Below are 20,862 nucleotides of genomic sequence, written 5' to 3' on the forward strand. Positions count from 1 at the left end.
GAGGGGGCATTATCCCCAGCAGCAACCACAATAAAGCGACGGCAGCATGACCCGAGCAACGCGTATCACTGACCCTTCCTACGAGCTGATGGACGATCACAACGGCCTGTCCATCATCTATCGCCAGCATGGTTTCCCCTGCCCGCTGGTGCGCTGGCATTTCCACAAGGAATACGAACTGCACCTGATCGTCGCCAGTTCCGGCAAGGTGTTTATCGGCGACTATATCGGCAACTTCTATCCGGAAAGCCTGTTCCTCACAGGGCCCAACCTGCCCCACAACTGGATCAGCCAGGTGGAGGAAGACGAAGTGGTGCCCAAGCGCGACATGCTGGTGAACTTCACCGATGAGCTGTTCGAGCAGGGCAGCCATATTTTCGCCGAGCTCAAGACCTTGACACCCATGCTGGAGCGCGCGCAGTCCGGCATCGAGTTTCGCTGCAAGAAAACCATCGCCCAGGCCATGACCCTGATGCAGCGTATCGAAGATGCCCGGGGCATGGCGCGCCTGGGGCACTTCTTTATCCTGCTGGAAGTGTTGAGCAGCTGTGAGGACTACCAGTTGCTGTCCGGCGTGACCACGCCGCAACTGGCGGATGAACACAGTATCGACCGCACCAACCGCGCGGTGGACTACATTTTCGCCCACTACGCGCGCGAGTTGCCCCTGGAGGAAGTGGCGGAGCACCTGGGGATGAAGCCGACGTACTTTTCCCGGGTGTTCAAGCAGGCGACCGGGCGCACGTTTATCGAGTTTGTAAATCGGCTGCGCATCAGCAAGTCCTGCGAGCTGCTGGCCGATGGCGACAAGGCCGTGACGGATGTGTGTTTCGAGTCGGGTTTCAACAACATTTCCAACTTCAACCGGCGCTTTCAGCAGCTCAAGGGCATGACCCCCTCTCACTACCGCCGTTTGGCAGTTCAGCGTCTGACGGAACAAAACCTGGCCTGACCCAGCACCTAACTAAACAGGTACTTACAAAGCGTGTCGGCAATTCCCACCCCAAACAGGAACGTGGAACAAGCCCCAGGCCACTTAGCGAAGTGCCTCTCTCGTTTAACCAGCAAGAGGGGAACTCAATCTACGCAGGCATAGGGTAGTTCCATGATCAATGTTCGGCCGTCGCACACGCCAGGTTTCTTCATTCCAAAGGAACTGAATCTGCCCACAAAACCTGCCGGGTCAGTGACACCCCAAGTCATCGAGCTGTTTCTTAAACGCTTGAACGGCGCTCAACCCATGCGGGCGAGCGCCCAAGCGAGTGATATACCGTTGCCAGACCGCACGCGCATCGAGCAGTTGCTCAGGTTTGCGGTCACCAAAGAACAGTCCAGCCTGGACGAACAAATCAGCCAGTTGATCAAGAACACACGTGAACCGCTGACGGATGTAGCGCTGCACAACGAGGTGGGACAGCGACTCAACCAGTCCAGCGCAATCAATCCGCAAAAAACCTATGCCCAGCTTATTCAGGAAATACTGGATGGCGCCTCGCCCAGTGCACCAAACACTTACCCTGCCCCGCCGCGCCTGAGCCGAAAGCGCCGTGATATTTCATCAACCTCCGCCCCACGCATTGCACCCGTTCGCCAGTTCGCCGAAGCCTTGGTTGAAAACGGTGACCGACAATTGGCCATAGGCGTCGCCAATAGCTTGATGCGCCAACGGCTTGCCGTCGAGAAAGGTCACTCCGGCGATGCCGAGGACAAGGTGACCATCCCGGCCGACTCCACCTTCGGCCACGCCTGGACGGAACTGGCTGACGCGCTGCACTCGGAACCGTTCAAATCGTTTGCCGAGGCCAGGAAGCTCGATCTCTCCCAACTGACCATGACTCCCGAAGGCCGCCTGATCGAAACAGGCAAGGAGCCGCCTGCCGACTTCTCCCTGGGTAACGACGCCCGCTGGGCAGCCGCGTCAGGGGCGGTATTGGCCGCAGTCAAAAGGATCGCCGGGGACACCTCGCTGGCCGTTGATTTCCATGGGCGCAATCAAGCGTCGGCCTTCAACGTCGCCGCTTTCTACGGCTTGCAACTGGGCCAAATCGAAAGCGACCACACCTTGCTTGCCATCGGACAACTGCTGAGCGAGGGCAACTTCCACGCGTTCAACACTACCGATCCGAACTACGCCACGGTTTACGCGCCGGTCAAACAGCGACAGCGAGAAGCCGGCCAACGGATCATGGATTTGCCGCCGGATCAATTGAAACTGCGCCTCGAGCAGTTCAAACCCTCAAGCGTGGAGCAAAAGGTCCAGGAAGCCGATCGAGCCCTGGCACAACAGTGCAGCCAGGCCATGCTGAAACTCACACCTCAATTGCGAATCGAAGGCGACGATTTCCCACCGGTGCTCAAAGAGGTTCCGAAGTATTCGACGTTCAACCAGGTGCGCAAAAACCTCCTGGATGCGTTGACCGGCAGTGCCTTTACCACCTTTGCCCAAGAAAACAACGTTGAGGCCCGCAGCGTTCGTATCCACCCCGTCACCGGTGAGCTGACAGGCAAGGTGAATGGCAAGGACACCCTCTTTAAGCCGAACGATCTTTCGGGCTGGGGTGGCGTCTGGGCAGAAATAGCCGATGCAATCCGGCAGATGGCGGCTGGAGCGGAACGCCCCGTTCGATACCCCTCCCCACCCTCCGCATCACTGTATGAGGTCATGTGGTTTTACAAGGAAGAGATACCTCGTCAACAAAACGGCCTACCCGCCCTGGTCTCGCTTCTCGACCGAAGTATCGAGATGACCGGTAACAACGGTTTCAAGGCATTCACAGCCCCCCACGCGGACAGCACCTGGTATACGGCTGTACGTGAGCGCCAATACGCCATCACCCAACAGCTTGCCGACACGCCCACTACCGGCTCTGAACTTGAAACCCTGGCGGCCGCTGTGGAGTCGGGGCTCAGCGCGACGGTGGAGAGCGCACCCTCCCCGCAAGACGCCCTGGCCAGCGCCGAAAGCGCACTGGCCACCGCCACGTATCGCGCAATGCACGGGCTGAAAAACAATCCCGCCCAAGCCTCGACGAGGATGATCGGACCGATCCCTGCTGACAGCCTGCTCGGCCAATGGTGCAGCTACCTGGACAAAGCCATCAAGGCGCGTGGTTTCACCGAGTGGGCCGAGAAACACAAGGTTGATTTGACCTCCCTGCGCTTTGACCCCGATGGCGAGGCGCTGATCGGCAAAATCGACGGCGTTGACCGGCGCTTTGCCGTCGCCGACTTTGCGAAAAACCACCCCGAGCATTTCGACGTGCTGGCGCCGGTGCTCAGCGCCGCCAGGGTATTTGCGACGCCTGGAAGGCCGATCACACTGTCTCAAGCCAGCAGCAACACCGTGCCGCTGGACTGGGTAGGCCGCTTTTATGGCATCACTACGCAGCCCGGCAGCCAGGCATTCGACACCAGCATGACGCAGCTGGACAGTATGAAGATGTTCCCAAGGAGCCCCGACCACCCGGAACAAATGGTGAATTGGCTGAACCAGCAAAAAACCGCATTGGGTGACAGCAACGATCGGTATGCACTGATCAATCAGCTCAAGCAGGGCAACCTCTCTAACGACGACACCACGCGCTTCATTGTCGACCCGGATTCGTCCCATCGGCCTAAAGGCGAGACGACCGTGCAGAAATTCCTGGCGGATCAGGGCTGGTTTGGAGCCACGTCGGCAGCGCAGGTCGATAACCTGTTACTGGCACTGCAGACACCTACGCCGCAAGCTCCTACATTGGGCAACAACTGGGGTTTTCTGGCCACGGACCTTCCGCTGAGCACGGCCCAACGCGAAGCCGTGAGTAGGTTCGTGAAACAATCCATCGTCCCCCATCCCAACCTCTTCAGCTACCTGAGTGCCCAACCCCTTCAGCTCAGCAGCAGCCCTGCACAAGCGCTGGACCAACTGCTGTCCAGCGACAGCGCCCTGGAACTGGCCACGAATCTGCAAACCGAGATGAAGGGTGCAGTCACTTCGACCAGTCTCAAGCAGTGGCTACTGACCGCGTGGGTACTGGAGCTTGATCCAGCGGCCGGCACGCAGCGCAATCATGTGGCGGGTTATGACTTCATGCAGGCGCAAAACTGGGGCAGGCCTGCGCATGAAATACGCCAAGGCCTTGCACTCCACCTTGATCATCCCGGCGCCGGCAACGTGCCAACCCCGCAGGCAATGATTGCGGCGCATTTGCTGATGTCGGGCGCCGCACCGCAGTTTCTGGTCAAGGATCTGCCCCCGTCCCTTGTTCAGGGCACACCCCAATGGGCGATGTTTCATACGGCTGTAAACCGGATCGAACAAATAGCGCCCGGCGCCACGCGGCATATGAATTTCAAGCAAGTGATGGACTACCACAAGGTCAAGCCTCTCTCCGCCCATGAACAGCTGCAATTGCTCAGGGCGCAAATGAACCCTCTGATTGATTGGGGGATCATCAATGGCGTTATCGGCAGGAATGCCAATGACGAGTACACGCCAGAGCTGCTGCAAGCGTGTATCAAGGCACTGGGTGAACAAACCACTGCTGTGGCAGAGGCCAAACGCTATATCAAGGATAACCCTGTGCCCACCCGACGCGCCCTGGCACTTGAGTACCTCGAGCAGAAATTTGGCAAGGGAATCCCCTATGAACAACGCAGCCTCTGGAGAGAGAGCGATCAGTTGTACGGCACCCTGGCGAGCGTGGTCGAAGCCTATGAAGCCGAACAATTGGGGGATACCTACAAGCCAACAAACCTGATCGATAGTTTGACAAGTGGCTCGACCACTCCTGCCTGGGAAGCCAGGGATGCGCGTATCCCTATCCAGGCAATGCATGATCAGGCGAACCAATTGCCCGACGTCAATACACAGTACGACGCAGCGATCGAAAGCGATTTCGTCCCTCGTCGCGCGCACTCGATCGTGATTATCAAGGACCTGCTGTCCAGGCTCCCGGCCGAGGTCCGCAACCATCTGGCCAACGGCAGGATTGAGTACTACAGCGTTCGGGAATCAGACACCAGTGCGTGGCAACACCTCAGCGCCAAAACCGGTAAAAAAGGCAGCCACGGCCTACTGCTTCGTGCGACCGGACACAACGGCAACATCACTGACGTAGCCGTCTTCCCCGATGCCGGCACGGTAAAAACAATATCGAATCTGCCGAACCCCATGCCCCTGGGCGGTACGAACAAGAATTTCGGCAAGATTTATGACGGCGCCGATGAAGGCCCCCATGAATTGCCATTGGACTTCGCCGCCTTCAATTCGGCGGCGGCGCCACGAGACGGAAAGACCTCCAAGGTCATTGTCGACCGCATCACACCGAGCACGCTGGTGAATGGGGAGCTGGTAAATGACGGTCGGGCCACATTCCGCGACACCCGCTCAAACGCGGCGCCCGCGTTCTTTAATGAGCAACTCGGGAAAATCGCCACTATCTGCGTCGATTCGCACTTCCTGCGCAAAGACGAGTACAAGGCGATCAACCACGGTTATAACGCCCTGGAAACCAAAGGCCCCACGTTTCTTCAACGGCTCAGTTCCCTGGCGCGCATGGTCCCTGGCGTCAGCAGCGTCGAAGACCTTTACCAAGGCAACTATGCCGAGGCCGGCCAGGACCTCTTAGTTGATGCGCTGAGCATTGTCGTCCCTGGTGCATTAGGAAAGGTTTGGTCAGTCGCCGCGGAGGCTTTCGAAGGTGCAGCCGTCAAATTTGGAGAAACTGTCGTTGAATCTGCAGCCGAAAAAGGCGTCGCCTCAATGGCGGTCAAAGACGTGACGGCCGTCAGCACCGTGAAGTCGTTCGGCTCAGTCAGTCGTATGCAGGGCAGCCCTCTTGTGGACCAAGCAGCCGGCGAATGGGGCGCGGCGGCCGACAGGGCCGACGGTGCACTTATTCAATCCGGCAGCGCTCAGCAGATCAGGCTCACCGCGGTGCGGCAAGATGGCGAATGGTACGCCTACGACGCCAAGACCATGACAGCTTACGGGCCAGCCCTGGAAGGGTTCGTCTCTGATACGTCTTCAGTCGTGAGACAAGAGACCTTTTCGGACGGTACTCAAGCACTGGTCACGGAAAAACCACTGGCCGCCGATGCCTATACCCTGCCCCGCAGCCATGGCTTTGATCTGGTCAATGAGGGCAAGGTCTACCGTTACGACACCCGCACCCCTGGCGTGCTGAGCGATCTGGAATCAGCCGATCACTTTAAGCCCCTGGAGGGCTTTGAAGCGATCTGTCCAGCCCCTCCGGTTGCACAGGGCAAGGTCAGGCGCGGGGCCAGTGATACGTGCTTTTCCAAGGAAATAGAGATCGTTGCCGAAACATCGCGTCGGGAACTTCAAGCCCTTGAACACCAGCGCCTGTTCCCCTCGACGCCAGGTTTGTTGAGGCGTGATCAATTTGTCATTTTCGAGCGCCGTCGATACAAAATGGTCGATGGCGATATGGGCCCCCAACTGGTCCCGATGCCTCAGAACAAACCCATCGTCTACAAATCGCAGATCAGCGGCAGCCTGAAACACGATCCCAATTTTGGTTTTTCCGGCGCACACGCCAGTGATTCGTTTGCGAAGGAAACCCGTGTGGTCACGCTCAACAAAATCAGCGATGACTGCAATGACAAGCGTGAACTTCGAGGCGTGATTGTGGAGAGGGGAGCAAGTAAAACCAAATACCTGGTGATAGAGGCTGATACCGCAGAGTTTTACTACACCAAGCTGAATGACACCTCCACCGGCGAACTGACGTTCAATAAATGCACGCCCCACGACTTTTCTCTGGTCGAGGGTTACCGCAACGCATTCAGTACACGGCAAGGTGTCACTGAGATGCCGTTTGATGCCAACTTCATTGCGTTGCCCAAACTGGATTCCGCCTTTAAAGAGCTGGAGCGTTCCGGTTTCCAGAAAGAAGACATCGATCAATTAAAAGCGTCGTGTAAAGGCCTTACTCACGAACAACAGCGTGAAGTGATCTACCAATTGCAGCGGACCAGGGCGATAGGCAAACCGGATATAGCGTTGCGGCCGAATCAAGTTACCAAGGTCGACCCACCCGACAATTTCGCCGATTGGACACAAGGACAAAAAAACGAGTTCTATGCAGTACAGGCAAAAAACAGCGTGGATCGCATCATGAAGGCAACCGGGCTGGGGCCCGGCAATATGGTCCGCTCAAAAGCGGACATGGCACGCGCAGAGGCGGCAAACATGACCAATGAATGGTTACGCAGAACCGTGCCGGAACATGCCTTGAACCGCCCGAACCTGATCTTGAAAGCCGGCGCCGGCAACTGCGGAGAAATGGCCCTGCTGTCCAAGGACATCATTGAAAAAAACGGTGGCAGCGCTTACGAATGGCACGCTTCGGATGCACATGCGTTCACCTTCGTCGGAGGCCCCTCCACGCTCCCCCAAGCCACAGTAGACTTCTCGGAACCTGCTTGGGCGGATGCCTGGATTGTCGATGCATGGGCAGATATCGTCTGCCCAGCCAGCCAGTACACACAGAAGTTGAGCGAAGTCATGAAGCGCTTGAGCCGCGAAAACGTGAAGATTTTGGAGGGAGGCAAATCCATTGACCCGCTGGACCCAACATGGCTGGAGAAGCTTATCGTAAAACCGAAGACCCCCTATTCTCATGGGTATATCGGCGGGTTGGCCGCGCAGGGATAGGGACCCCTCGTACGCCTGGCGTTTGGCAGCGCAGCGTTTCACGCAACAAAACCTGCGCTGACCAATCCAGGCAAAGACTTACAATCACTCAACGTTCTCACAGCCCTGAACAGGAACGCCCATCAGTCCCTTGGCCACGTATTGAAGTACCTCTCTGTATCTGTCGAGAGGCCATTCTTATAAATACGTCGGTAAAAGGACAGTCCCATGATCAGCTTTAATCCGCCACACACTGTCAGCACCACGATTCCAAGCGAGCTGAATCGGCCCACGCCCCCCATAGGCTCAGTAACCTCTAAAGTCATCGAGTTTTTTCATAAACGCCTCAAGGATATTCAAACGTTCCCCGCGTCCGCTCAATCGAGTGATGGACTGGCGCCGGCCGGTAAACGTATCGAGCAATTGCTCAGGTTCGCCGTGACAAAGGAACAACCCAGCGTAGCCGAGCGCATCAGCCAGTTGGTTAAAAGCAGTCATGAGCCACTGACGGACACAGCGCTGCGCAATCAGGTGGAGCAACACCTGAACCAGCCAAGCGCCCTCGACTCGCAAAAAACTTACGCTCAACTGATCCAGGAAATACTTGACGGCTCAACACCTGACACGCCCCGCACTCGCCCTGTGCCGTCGCGGTTACGCCGAGATCTGCATACACCTGAACCGGCCTCCCCAACACGCACTGCGGCGCTGCGCCAATTCACCAATGCCCTGGTCGACAGTGGTGACCGGCAGTTGGCCATAGGTGTGGCCAATAGCTTGATGCGCCAACGGCTTGCCGTCGAGAAAGGTCACTCCAGCGATGCCGAGGACAAGGTGACCATCCCGGCCGACTCAACCTTCGGCCAAGCCTGGGCCGAACTGGCCGATGCGCTGCACTCGGAACCGTTCAAATCGTTTGCCGAAGCCAGGAAGATCGATGTTTCTGGATTGACGATCAACTCCAGGGGACAACTGACCGAAATGCGCGACAACGTCCCGGTCAACCTCTACCTGCATCGGGACGCGGACTGGAAAGCTGCGGCGGCCAAAGTGGTAGGCGCAGTCAGAAAAGTCCTCGCGGGGAAACAAGGCGCTGTCATTTTCCACGATAGGGAACACGCATCGGCTTACAACATAGCCTCGTTTTACGGCACGCAACTGGGCAGAATTCAAACCGACGACATCCTGCTCAGCATCAGACAATTGCAGCGCGAGGGCACCTTCAGCGCCTTCAGCAACACCGACCCGCACTTCGCGGCCGTTTACGCACCGGTCAAACAGCGACAGCGAGAAGCCAGCCAACGGATCATGGATTTGCCGCCGGATCAGTTGAAACTGCGACTTGAGCAGTTCACACCTTTGACTGCGGAGCAAAAGGTCCAGGAAGCCGATCAAACCCTGGCGCAGCAGTGCAGCCAGGCCCTGATGAGGTTCGTACCTCAAGCCCGAATCGAAGGCGACAAATTCCCGCCAGTGCTCACAAATATCCCGGAATATTCGACCTTCAACCAGGTGCGCAAAAACCTCCTGGGTGCGCTGACCGGCAGTGCCTTTACCACCTTTGTACAAGAGCACAACGTTGAGCCCCGCAGCGTGCGTATCCACCCCGTCACCGGTGACCTGACAGGCAAGGTGAATGGCAAGGACACCCTCTTTAAGCCGAACGATCTTTCGGGCTGGGGTGTCGTCTGGGAAGAAATAAAAGATGCAGTCCAGCAGATGGACGCTGGACAGGAGCGTCTTGTTCAATACCCGACTCCGCCCTCTGCATCGCTGTATGATGTCCTGCGCTTTTACAACGAAGAGATCCCGCGTCAACAAAACGGCCAACAAGCCGACTGGCGGCAACGCGAGCTGATCTCGCTTCTCGATAAAAGTATCGAGATGTCCCGTAACAACGGTTTCAAGGCACTCACTGCCCCCCGCGCGGACAGCACTTCGTCTACGGCTGTAGGTGAGCTTCAGTACGCAATCACTCAACAGCTTACCAAAACACCCATTACCGGCTCTGAACTTGAAACCCTGGCGGCCGCTGCGGAGTCGGGTCTCGGCGCGACGGTGGAGCGCGCACCGTCCCCGCAAGACGCCCTGGCCAGCGCCGAGAGCGCACTGGCCACCGCCACGTATCGCGCAATGCGCGGGCTGAAAAACAATCCCGCCCAAGCCTCGACGAGGATGGTCGGACCGATCCCGACTGACAGCTTGTTCGGCCAATGGCTCGGTTACCTGCACAAAGCCATCAAGGCGCGTGGTTTTACCGACTGGGCGCAGAAATACAACGTTGATTTGACCTCTCTGCGCTTTGCCTCCGATGGCGAAGCGCTGATCGGTAAAATCAACGGCGTTGACCGGCGCTTCAGCGCCGCCGACTTTGCGAAAAACTACCCCGAGCATTTCGACGTACTGGCCCCGGTACTCCACGCCGCCAAGGTATTTACGACGCCTATGATGCAGATCACGCTGTCTCAAGCCGGCAGCAACGCCGTGCCGCTGGGCTGGATAGGCCGTTTTTATGGCATCGATACGGCCCCCCGCAGCCCGGCATTCGAACGCAGCATGACGCATCTGGGCAGCACGAAGAAGTTCCCAAGGAAACCCGACCACCCGGAACGAATAGTGAATGGGCTGAACCAGCAAAAAACCGCATTGGGTAACAGCAACGATCGGTATGCGCTGATCAATCAGCTCAAGCAGGGCAACATCGATAACGACGACACCACGCGCTTCATTGTCGACCCGGATTCGTCCCATCAGCCTAAAGGCGTGACAACCGTGCAGAAATTTCTCGCGGATCGGGGTTGGTACGAGGCGAAATCGGCCGAACAGATCGGTAACCTGTTACAGGCTCTGCAGACTCCCCTGCCGCAAGCGCCGACACTGGGTAATAACTGGGGGTTTCTGGCCACGGCCCTCCCGCTGAACAAGGCCCAACGCGAGGCCGTGAGTACCTTCGTAAAACAATCCATCGGCACCCATCCCAACCTCCTGAGCTACCTGAATGCCCAAGTGCCCAAGCTCAGCAACAGCCCTGCCCAAGCGCTGGACCAACTGCTGTCCAGCGACAGCGCCCTGGAACTGGCCACGAATCTGCAAACCGAGATGAAGGGTGCAGTCACTTCGACCAGTCTCAAGCAGTGGCTACTGACCGCGTTGGTACTGGAGCTTGATCCCGAGGCCGACACCTCACGCAATAGCCTCGCAGGCTTTGATCTGATGCATACGGATATGTGGGGGTTGGGCACGGACAAGATTCGTGAGCGGTTCAACAACCACTTGACCAAAAATGGAAAGATCCCGGCAAACCTTGCGCCCGTCGCCGCGCACCTGTTGATGACGGGGGGGGCGCCCCATCTGCTGGTTAAAGATGTGCCACCGGCCTTGACACTGGGCTCGACCGAATGGGTCAGCTTTATGACCGCCGTCAATCGGATCGAACTGAATGCTCCTGGTGCCGCCTCGGGTATGACCTTCGGGCAAGTCATGGACCTTCATCGGATCAGCCCCATTTCCGAACGTGAATCCCAACTGCACTCTGTCGCCCAGATGAACCCGGTGTTGGATTGGGCCATCGTGAATGGCCATATCGTGAGAAATGACAAGGACGAATACACCCTTGAACAGCTCGCCAGCAGCCAGGAGAAGCTCAAAAAACAAAATGATGATATCTCCAGGGCCAGGCACTACTTGAGTAATTTCGACCCACCAAGCAGAAGGGAAATGGCCCTGTTAGAGCTGAGGGAAAAATGGGGTGCCGATATCCCCTATAAGCGTCCGTACCTCACTGAAATGGCTGGCCCGTTAGGAATGTTTTCCAATACTCGGGCAAGTATTGTCGAGGTCTATGAATCCGGCCGCCTGAATGAAGGCTGGCGCTGGGAGTCAGAGAGGGGGCCCGACTTCGATGCCCTTCGCGCACGCGCCACGCTGGTTGATATCAACAAGGAATTCAATCGGGAATTTGAAAAAGACTTCGCCCTACGCAGGACCCACACCATTTCCCTGTTCAAAAACATGTTCAGCCAGCTCCCGCTGGCGGACCGAGACATCGTCAACAATGGCTCCGCGACAATCCTGCAAGTGAAAGGCACCGGTAGTGGCATCCTGATGCAGTTCACCCATAAGGAGCAGTCCAGAACGTTCGCGATCTATCCAGCCTATGGAAAAATAGTGCCGGTCCCCAATATCGAACAGAGAGCACCTTACGGCCAAACCACCGAAGAAACCGTCGATACAGCCGCGTTTCAAACCAACGCCGAACCAAAACCGAACATCAAATCCGAGGTCCTCATAACACGCCTTGATCAAGGCAGCCTCGTCGACCCGGATCACTTTGCACACGGCAGGCGACCCTTATATGCGGAGAACGACAAAACTGACCTTTCCAGCTATGACGGAACGAGAATACAGCACCTCTCCGAGGTGCTGGTTGACAGCGTGTACTTGAACAAGGCGGCTGTACTCGCTACACAACGTGGGCTGAACAACGCTGTTGAAAACGGTTTGGAGCTCAGTGACTACTTCCAAAAAGGTTTGCGCTTCTTCCCGGGAGGCTCGAGCCTCGTGGACATCTACAACGGTGAATATGCGGACGCGGTAAAAGACCTGGGCGTTGATATCGCGATCTACGTATTTACCGAGGGCGTCGGCAAACTCTGGAATGTGGCCAAATCCGGCGCGGCCTGGGCGGCGGCCAAGGCCTCGGCGAAATTCGTCGAAAGGTTTGGGATCGAGGAAACAGAAAGCATTGTGCTCCAAGACCTGACTGCCACCGGCACCGAGGAGGCGTTCAGCTCCGTGAGCAGAATGCAGGGCGGCCAATATACAAGGCCAACTGGAGAGGCGTTTGTGCCGACTGCGGACATGGCTGATGGCACGGTGAGAAGTGGCGATAACTCTGCACTTGTCAAGCTCACGGCCATGTTCCAGGACGGCGAGTGGTATGCCTATAACCCCAAGACAATGGCGGCTGATGGGCCTGCGCTAAAAGGATTCGTGCCCGAAAGTAACCAACGCAACGTCAATGGCCTGTTTGACTTTTTTTCCAATGCCGAACCCGATCCGGATATGCCCGCCAGATTCGAGATGAACGTCGTGAACTCGCAGCTAAGAGATGAGCAAGCCTTTAAAACCGGCTACAACAGCTTGAAACCGGAAACTATACCGGGCTACAGCAGCGACATGGGCAAAGACCGAATCAAACAACTGATCGCAGACACCCAGCTAAGCGCCGAACAAGTGGGAAGCCTGGTTCGGCAACGGGAAAAACTCATCATTGCCGATTCCCGCATCAACATGGAGACGTTCAATCGAGAAGTAGAGGGTGCGGGCGGAACCAGTCGTGGAATGTCCCAAGCCTTTTATCTTGCCCTGACACAACCAGGCTCAGACGGTGAATGTGCTGCCCTGTCCAATACGATGGCGCTCGCGCTCTCGGAGGGCACCGAAAACACGGTGATCGATAACGTGAATATGGCCATGGCCAACCCGAAGTCCGCTGGCGGTTCCAAATTCATCTCAGAGCTGTCAGCGTTGCAAGCTAACGTAGACAGACAAAGCACCTTTCAAACCGGGACCTCAGGCGTCCTCACGCCCTACAAGGATATTGGCACAACACTGGGTAACGCCGAGACTTCGAAGACCTTGCTGATCGCCACGAAAGATCATGCCATGCTCGCGGGGGTTAGGATCGACCCCGTCGACGCCAGCAAAAAGAACTGGTTTTATTACGATCCCAACTATGGGTTGGCGACATTCAATTCAGAAACATCAATGAAAGCCGGGCTGGAAAAAACACTGAACAGTGGCGAAGTCGGCAAAGGACTCAACCATTTTGGCAACTTATTCACGGGACCAAAATATAACGTCGGTGCCTTTGATATCAATGCAATGGCACAGCGCAGATTTGATATTGCCCGGGTTAGAGATCTGACCCGACCAATCAGCCTTGACACAACGCAAGCCGTCACCCAACAAACTGTATAGCCGAATCAGGATGGAGACCCAATGGAAACGGTCAGGCCACTTGATGAAGAAATCCAGAGAGTCATCGATACCTGTCTAGGCCTGAAATAGGTTTGCACCTGTTTCATCCTAGACATTCACAAAAGTCATGAACCCATGGGAGCTCGACAATATGCAAATAATGATGGGAACCGGTCCTATAATTCCGACAGATAGTGCCTGGATAAATGGGTTTACCGCACTCCCCAAGCCCCGCCTATAGGATAGGCAACTGAGGCTCCGGGCAAAAACGACTGCGACTGAAGGCAGCGCTTTTGCCCGAACCTCCGTGAACAGACGCCCTCACCCGTGCAAAAGCAGCAGTCCACGTGTAGCCAAGGACTTGTCACATCTCATCTGAAGACCGTCATCATTGCCCTGCCCCTGGCGCAACAAATCGCGGACGCCAACAGCATTGCACGCCTGGGGCACTTTACCGTTAACCCCGTCGGTCGGAACTGGTAGTTCTCACAGTATCGCCATCGGACGCCCCCTCCTTAAATGAGCGTGCACATCATTCCTGAATGACCGCGTTCACTTAATTCGAGGATCGAGAAATGAGCCCAACAACACGTCAACCCCGTAAAAAAAAATCCATCATCCACCATCGTGTCGTATTTGCTGACGAGGGCGAGAAACATGGATGGACAGGCGGCGGCAATATCATTCTTGACGATGTAAGTGGCAGAACAGTCTGGCTTGTCCAGAAGGCAAGCAGGATTTTCAGCGAAATCCTTCCTCCTCGCAGTCAGCTGACCGTGCTTATTTATTGTCGTGTGCGCTTAACGGGCAGTTACTTGAAGGTAACGCATGCGGGGGGCTCATATACTTCCCCCAACATTATGAGCCACTCCGAAATGAGCACTTATTGGGTAAGAAACGCCACAACCAATGGGGAAGGAAAGTTCTGGATAGACTTCGAAACCAGCAACGGCCAAGCCCTGCGAATCCATCAGGTGGAAGTCATGGGACCCGCCACCCACAAGGATACCGATAAGCCGCCGGTGATGAAGCTGCTGAAAGACGCGGCCCCCTGAAGAAAGATGAACGCCATGCAAAGGGTGCCAACACCATCACTTCATGGCGTCGTTCAACACCTGCCTGAGCAGCGCACCTGCAGATTTCCCTGGGCCTGAATATCGCGAGGGTCAAAAAGCAGCCCTCACCCGAGTGCAAAAAAGTATCAGTCCAAGTGCTCCCAAGGATTTGTCACAACCCCATTTGAAGGCTGTAATCAACGCACACTCTTCCTGACTCCCCGTAGGAAGACACAACAACAATAACTGTCCTTCCGTAGCCCCTGGGCGCGGAAATGGAGTGCGCGATGAAGTTCACAGCAAAAGCTCTGCTTGCCTGTACCTGTATGACCCTCAGCGCCGTCAGCCTTGGCGCGCAAACCCTGACCATTGCCACCGTCAACAACAGCGACATGATCCGCATGCAGAAGCTCTCGAAAACCTTCGAGGCCGAGCATCCGGAAATCAAGCTGAACTGGGTGGTGCTGGAAGAAAACGTGCTGCGCCAACGCCTGACCACTGACATCGCCACCCAGGGCGGGCAGTTCGATGTATTGACCATCGGCATGTACGAAGCCGCACTCTGGGGCGCCAAGGGTTGGCTGGAGCCGATGAAGGACCTGCCGGCGTCCTACGACCTCGACGACGTATTCCCTTCCGTGCGTGACGGTTTGTCCGTCAAGGGTTCGCTGTACGCCCTGCCGTTCTATGCGGAAAGCTCGATCACCTATTACCGCACCGACCTGTTCAAGGACGCCGGGCTGAGCATGCCCGAACATCCGACCTGGAGCCAGATCGGCGAATTCGCGGCCAAACTCACCGACAAGAGCAAAGAGCAATACGGCCTGTGCCTGCGCGGCAAAGCCGGCTGGGGCGAGAACATGGCGCTGATCACCACCCTGGCCAACGGCTACGGTGCGCGCTGGTTCGATGAAAAGTGGCAGCCTGAATTCAACGGCCCCGAGTGGAAGGACGCGCTGAACTTCTACGTCGACAACATGAAGAAATCCGGCCCGCCGGGTGCTTCCAGCAACGGTTTCAACGAAAACCTGGCGCTGTTCAACAGCGGCAAGTGCGCGATCTGGGTCGATGCCAGCGTCGCCGGCTCGTTCGTCACCGACAAGACCCAAAGCAAAGTGGCCGACCATGTGGGCTTCACCTTTGCCCCCCACGAAAAAACCGACAAGGGCACGTCGTGGCTGTATTCCTGGAGCCTGGCGATCCCGACCAGCTCCAAGGCCAAGGACGCCGCCAAGGTATTCACCAGTTGGGCCACCTCCAAGGAATACGGTGCCTTGGTCGCCAAGACCGACGGCGTTGCCAACGTGCCGCCAGGTACGCGCAAGTCGACCTACAGCGACGAATACATGAAGGCTGCACCGTTCGCCAAGGTGACCCTGGAATCGCTGAAAGTCGCCGACCCGACCAAACCGACCCTCAAGCCGGTGCCGTATATCGGTATCCAGCTGGTGACCATTCCCGAGTTCCAGGCGATTGGGACCCAGGTCGGCAAGTTCTTCTCCGGCGCGCTGACCGGTCAGCAAACGGTCGATGCTGCACTGACCGCCGCGCAGACCACCACCGAGCGGGAAATGAAGCGGGCCGGTTACCCCAAGTAACCTGAGCGTCACCACCGTCAAATGTGGGAGGGGGCTTGCCCCCGATGGCAGTGGATCAGCCAACTGATTCATCGACTGACACTCCGCCATCGGGGGCAAGCCCCCTCCCACACTGACCGCACTCCGATCCTTGCTCCGCACTGGCCTTGATTATCATGAATACATCCGCCAAAAACCGCCTGGCCAACCCCGGCTGGTTCCTCGTCACGCCCTCGGTCGCCCTGCTGCTGCTGTGGATGATCGTGCCGCTGGGCATGACCCTGTACTTTTCGCTGATCCGCTACAACCTGCTCTACCCCGGCGAGAACCAATTCGTGGGGCTGGAGAATTTCACCTACTTCATCACCGACTCGGGTTTCCTGCCCGGCGCCACCAATACGTTGTTGCTGGTGGGCAGCGTGCTGTTGATCAGCGTGGTGTTCGGCGTGTTGATCAGTGCGCTGCTGGAGGCCAGTGAGTTCCTCGGGCGTGGCATCGTCCGGGTGTTGTTGATTTCGCCGTTCTTCATCATGCCCACCGTCGGTGCGCTGATCTGGAAGAACCTGATTTTCCACCCGGTGTCGGGGATTCTCGCCGCCGTGTGGAAGTTCTTCGGCGCCGAGCCGGTGGACTGGCTGGCGCACTATCCGCTGCTGTCGATCATCATCATTGTGTCGTGGCAATGGCTGCCGTTCGCCATCCTGCTGCTGATGACCGCCATGCAGTCCCTCGACCAGGAACAAAAGGAAGCTGCGCGCCTGGACGGTGCCGGCGCCATCGCGATTTTCTGGCACCTGACCCTGCCCCACCTGGCCCGCCCGATTGCCGTGGTGGTGATGATCGAGACCATCTTCCTGCTCTCGGTATTCGCCGAAATCTTCACCACCACCAACGGTGGCCCCGGCTACGCCTCGACCAACCTCGCCTACCTGATCTACAACCAGGCATTGGTGCAGTTCGACGTGGGCATGGCCTCGGCCGGCGGCTTGATCGCCGTGGTCATCGCCAATATCGCGGCGATCATCCTGGTGCGGATGATCGGCAAAAACCTGACTGACAAGCCTTGAGGGCCGCGCCATGACGCTTCAACAATCCCGCCGCCTGCAAAGCCTGTTGCTCGGCACCCTGGCCTGGGCCATCGCGATCCTGATCTTCTTCCCGATCTTCTGGATGGTGCTGACCAGCTTCAAGACCGAAATCGACGCGTTCGCCACGCCGCCGCAGTTCATCTTCACGCCGACCCTGGAGAACTACCTGCACATCAACGAGCGCAGCAACTACTTCAGCTATGCCTGGAACTCGGTGCTGATTTCATTCAGCGCCACCGCCCTGTGCCTGCTGATTTCGGTGCCGGCCGCCTACTCCATGGCGTTCTACGAAACCAAACGCACCAAGAGCACGCTGCTGTGGATGCTCTCCACCAAGATGCTGCCGCCCGTGGGCGTGCTGATGCCGATCTACCTGCTGGCCAAGAGCTTTGGCCTGCTGGACACGCGCATTGCGCTGATCATCATCTACACCCTGATCAACCTGCCGATCGTGGTCTGGATGGTTTACACCTACTTCAAGGACATCCCCAAGGACATCCTCGAAGCCGCGCGCCTGGACGGCGCCACCCTGTGGCAGGAAATGGTCCGGGTGCTGCTGCCGATCGCCAAGGGCGGCCTGGCCTCCACGGTGTTGCTGTCGCTGATCCTGTGCTGGAACGAGGCCTTCTGGTCGCTGAACCTGACCTCGTCCAACGCCGCGCCCTTGACCGCACTGATCGCCTCCTACTCCAGCCCCGAAGGCTTGTTCTGGGCCAAATTGTCTGCCGTCTCGACCCTGGCCTGTGCGCCGATCCTGATCTTTGGCTGGATCAGCCAGAAACAGCTGGTGCGCGGTTTGTCCTTCGGCGCAGTTAAATAATAATTTCTAGCGGAGGGCCCATCATGGCCAACCTCAAAATCAAGAATCTGCAAAAAGGCTTCGAAGGTTTCTCGATCATCAAGGGCATCGACCTGGAAGTGAACGACAAGGAATTCGTAGTCTTCGTCGGCCCCTCGGGCTGCGGTAAATCCACCCTGCTGCGCCTGATCGCCGGCCTCGAAGAGGTGAGCGAAGGCACCATCGAACTGGATGGCCGCGACATCACCGAAGTGCCCCCAGCCAAACGCGACCTGGCGATGGTGTTCCAGACCTACGCGCTGTACCCGCACATGAGCGTGCGCAAGAACATGTCGTTTGCCCTGGACCTGGCTGGTGTCGACAAGCAGCTGGTGGAGAGCAAGGTCAACGAAGCCGCACGCATTCTCGAGTTGGGCCCGCTGCTGGAACGCAAGCCCAAGCAACTCTCCGGTGGCCAGCGCCAGCGCGTGGCGATCGGCCGCGCCATCGTGCGCAACCCGAAGATTTTCCTGTTCGACGAACCGCTGTCCAACCTCGACGCCGCCCTGCGCGTACAGATGCGCCTGGAACTGGCGCGCCTGCACAAAGAGCTGCAAGCGACCATGATCTACGTGACCCATGACCAGGTCGAAGCGATGACCCTGGCCGACAAGGTGGTCGTGTTGAACAGCGGGCGTATCGAGCAGGTCGGCTCGCCGCTGGAGCTCTACCACCAGCCGGCCAACCTGTTTGTGGCGGGTTTTCTCGGCACGCCGAAAATGGGCTTCCTCAAGGGCAAGGTCACCCGCGTCGACAGCCAGGGCTGTGAGGTGCAGCTGGACGCCGGCACCCTGATCAGCCTGCCGCTGAGCGGCGCCAGCCTGAGCGTGGGCAGTGCGGTGACCCTGGGCATTCGTCCGGAGCACCTGGAAATCGCGTCGCCTGGGCAAACCGCCCTGACCGTCACCGCCGACGTCGGCGAGCGCCTGGGCAGCGACACCTTCTGCCACGTCATCACCTCGAACGGCGAGCCGCTGACCATGCGGATTCGCGGCGACATGGCCAGCCAGTATGGCGAAACGCTGCACCTGCACCTGGACCCGGCGCACTGCCATCTGTTCGACACCGACGGTGTTGCCGTGGCCCGTCCACTGCGCGCCGCCGCCTGATTTCGCGAGTATTGACCGATGAAACTGAATAAGCAGAACCTCACCCAGCTGGCGCCGGAAGTCAAACTGCCGGCCTATGCCATTGCGAGTACCTCCCAAGGTATCGCCCATATCGGCGTCGGCGGCTTCCACCGCGCGCACCAGGCGTATTACACAGATGCGCTGATGAATACCGGCGAGGGCCTGGACTGGAGCATCTGCGGCGTCGGCCTGCGCAGCGAGGACCGCAAGGCCCGCGACGACCTGGCCGGCCAGGACTACCTGTTCACCCTGTACGAACTGGGCGACACCGACGACACCGAAGTGCGCGTGATCGGCTCGATCAGCGACATGCTGCTGGCCGAAGACGGCACCCAGGCATTGATCGACAAACTGGCCAGCCCCGCCATTCGCATCGTCTCGCTGACCATCACCGAAGGCGGCTACTGCATCGACGACAGCAACGGCGAATTCATGGCCCACCTGCCGCAGATCCAGCACGACCTGGCTCATCCGTCGTCGCCAAAAACCGTGTTCGGTTTTATCTGCGCGGCATTGACCCAGCGCCGCGCGGCCGGCATCCCGGCGTTTACCGTGATGTCCTGCGATAACCTGCCCCACAATGGCGCTGTCACGCGCAAGGCACTGCTGGCGTTCGCCGCCCTGCACGATGCCGAGCTGCATGACTGGATCAAGGCCCATGTGAGCTTCCCGAACGCCATGGTCGACCGCATCACGCCGATGACCAGCACCGCCCACCGCCTGCAACTGCACGATGAACACGGCATCGACGACGCCTGGCCAGTGGTTTGCGAACCCTTTGTGCAGTGGGTGCTGGAAGACAAATTCGTCAACGGCCGCCCGGCGTGGGAAAAGGTCGGCGTGCAGTTCACCGACGATGTGACGCCCTATGAAGAGATGAAGATCGGCTTGCTCAACGGCAGCCACCTGGCCCTGACCTACCTGGGGTTTCTCAAGGGTTATCGGTTTGTGCACGAGACCATGAACGACCCGCTGTTCGTGGCCTACATGCGCGCCTACATGGACCTCGACGTCACGCCAAACCTGGCGCCGGTACCGGGCATCGACCTGACCGACTACAAGCAGACCCTGGTGGACCGCTTCTCCAACCAGGCGATTGCCGACCAGTTGGAACGGGTGTGTTCGGACGGCTCGTCGAAGTTTCCCAAGTTCACCGTGCCGACCATCAACCGCCTGATAGCCGATGGGCGCGAGACCGAGCGTGCGGCGCTGGTGGTCGCGGCGTGGGCCTTGTATTTGAAGGGTGTGGATGAGAATGGCGTGAGCTACACGATCCCAGATCCGCGCGCCGAGTTCTGCCAGGGGCTGGTGAGTGACGATGCACTGATCAGCCAGCGGTTGCTGGGGGTGGAAGAGATTTTTGGCACGGCTATTCCCAACTCGCCTGGGTTTGTGGCAGCGTTCGAGCGGTGCTATGGGAGCCTGCGTGACAAAGGCGTAACCGCTACCCTGAAGCACCTCCTGAAGAAACCGATTTAAGTGTGGGAGGGGCCAAGCCCCCTCCCACACTGGACCGGGTTGCCAATCCAAAAAAATAACACTGCTGAGCA

Annotated in this window: 9 protein-coding genes; all 9 read left to right on the plus strand. The window is 57.9% G+C overall.

Features of this window, described 5'->3' with window-relative positions; genetic code table 11:
• The first annotated feature begins 46 nt into the window (after positions 1-46).
• The 9 genes from B9N88_RS23545 to B9N88_RS23585 all read left to right on the plus strand — a co-directional run bounded on the left by B9N88_RS23545 (position 47) and on the right by B9N88_RS23585 (position 20,791).
• Positions 47-952 (plus strand): AraC family transcriptional regulator, encoded by a 906-nt coding sequence (locus B9N88_RS23545; protein ID WP_027606399.1) that lies wholly within the window; start codon positions 47-49, stop codon positions 950-952.
• A 153-nt stretch (positions 953-1,105) separates the two neighbouring features.
• Positions 1,106-7,663: a hypothetical protein gene (locus B9N88_RS23550; RefSeq protein WP_139202119.1), complete on the plus strand. Its 6,558-nt coding sequence runs from the start codon at positions 1,106-1,108 to the stop codon at positions 7,661-7,663.
• Between the two features lie 207 nt (positions 7,664-7,870).
• Positions 7,871-13,624: a hypothetical protein gene (locus B9N88_RS23555; protein WP_051429368.1), complete on the plus strand. Its 5,754-nt coding sequence runs from the start codon at positions 7,871-7,873 to the stop codon at positions 13,622-13,624.
• A gap of 575 nt (positions 13,625-14,199) precedes the next feature.
• Positions 14,200-14,679, plus strand: coding sequence for a hypothetical protein (locus tag B9N88_RS23560; protein ID WP_027606400.1), 480 nt, complete (start codon positions 14,200-14,202; stop codon positions 14,677-14,679).
• Between the two features lie 287 nt (positions 14,680-14,966).
• Positions 14,967-16,277, plus strand: a complete 1,311-nt coding sequence (locus B9N88_RS23565; RefSeq protein ID WP_027606401.1) for an ABC transporter substrate-binding protein — start codon at positions 14,967-14,969, stop codon at positions 16,275-16,277.
• Between the two features lie 155 nt (positions 16,278-16,432).
• Complete coding sequence (locus B9N88_RS23570; protein ID WP_051429369.1) at positions 16,433-17,323, plus strand: carbohydrate ABC transporter permease; 891 nt, start codon at positions 16,433-16,435, stop codon at positions 17,321-17,323.
• A 10-nt stretch (positions 17,324-17,333) separates the two neighbouring features.
• A complete protein-coding gene (locus B9N88_RS23575; RefSeq protein WP_027606403.1) occupies positions 17,334-18,164 on the plus strand; it encodes a carbohydrate ABC transporter permease in 831 nt (276 codons plus the stop codon).
• Positions 18,165-18,187: 23 nt separating this feature from the next.
• A complete protein-coding gene (locus B9N88_RS23580; protein WP_027606404.1) occupies positions 18,188-19,291 on the plus strand; it encodes an ABC transporter ATP-binding protein in 1,104 nt (367 codons plus the stop codon).
• An 18-nt stretch (positions 19,292-19,309) separates the two neighbouring features.
• Positions 19,310-20,791 carry a mannitol dehydrogenase family protein gene (locus B9N88_RS23585; protein WP_027606405.1) on the plus strand — a complete coding sequence of 494 codons (1,482 nt, stop codon included), beginning with the start codon at positions 19,310-19,312 and terminating at the stop codon, positions 20,789-20,791.
• Positions 20,792-20,862: the final 71 nt, after the last annotated feature.

The organism is Pseudomonas sp. LAMO17WK12:I1, assembly GCF_900177315.1.
GTDB classification, from domain to species: Bacteria; Pseudomonadota; Gammaproteobacteria; order Pseudomonadales; family Pseudomonadaceae; genus Aquipseudomonas; species Aquipseudomonas marginalis.

Excerpts from the sequence above, each read along its gene's own strand:
- B9N88_RS23545 (WP_027606399.1), top strand. The coding sequence starts at position 47 with ATGACCCGAGCAACGCGTATCACTGACCCTTCCTACGAGCTGATGGAC.
- B9N88_RS23550 (WP_139202119.1), top strand. The coding sequence starts at position 1,106 with ATGATCAATGTTCGGCCGTCGCACACGCCAGGTTTCTTCATTCCAAAG.
- B9N88_RS23555 (WP_051429368.1), top strand. The coding sequence starts at position 7,871 with ATGATCAGCTTTAATCCGCCACACACTGTCAGCACCACGATTCCAAGC.
- B9N88_RS23560 (WP_027606400.1), top strand. The coding sequence starts at position 14,200 with ATGAGCCCAACAACACGTCAACCCCGTAAAAAAAAATCCATCATCCAC.
- B9N88_RS23565 (WP_027606401.1), top strand. The coding sequence starts at position 14,967 with ATGAAGTTCACAGCAAAAGCTCTGCTTGCCTGTACCTGTATGACCCTC.
- B9N88_RS23570 (WP_051429369.1), top strand. The coding sequence starts at position 16,433 with ATGAATACATCCGCCAAAAACCGCCTGGCCAACCCCGGCTGGTTCCTC.
- B9N88_RS23575 (WP_027606403.1), top strand. The coding sequence starts at position 17,334 with ATGACGCTTCAACAATCCCGCCGCCTGCAAAGCCTGTTGCTCGGCACC.
- B9N88_RS23580 (WP_027606404.1), top strand. The coding sequence starts at position 18,188 with ATGGCCAACCTCAAAATCAAGAATCTGCAAAAAGGCTTCGAAGGTTTC.
- B9N88_RS23585 (WP_027606405.1), top strand. The coding sequence starts at position 19,310 with ATGAAACTGAATAAGCAGAACCTCACCCAGCTGGCGCCGGAAGTCAAA.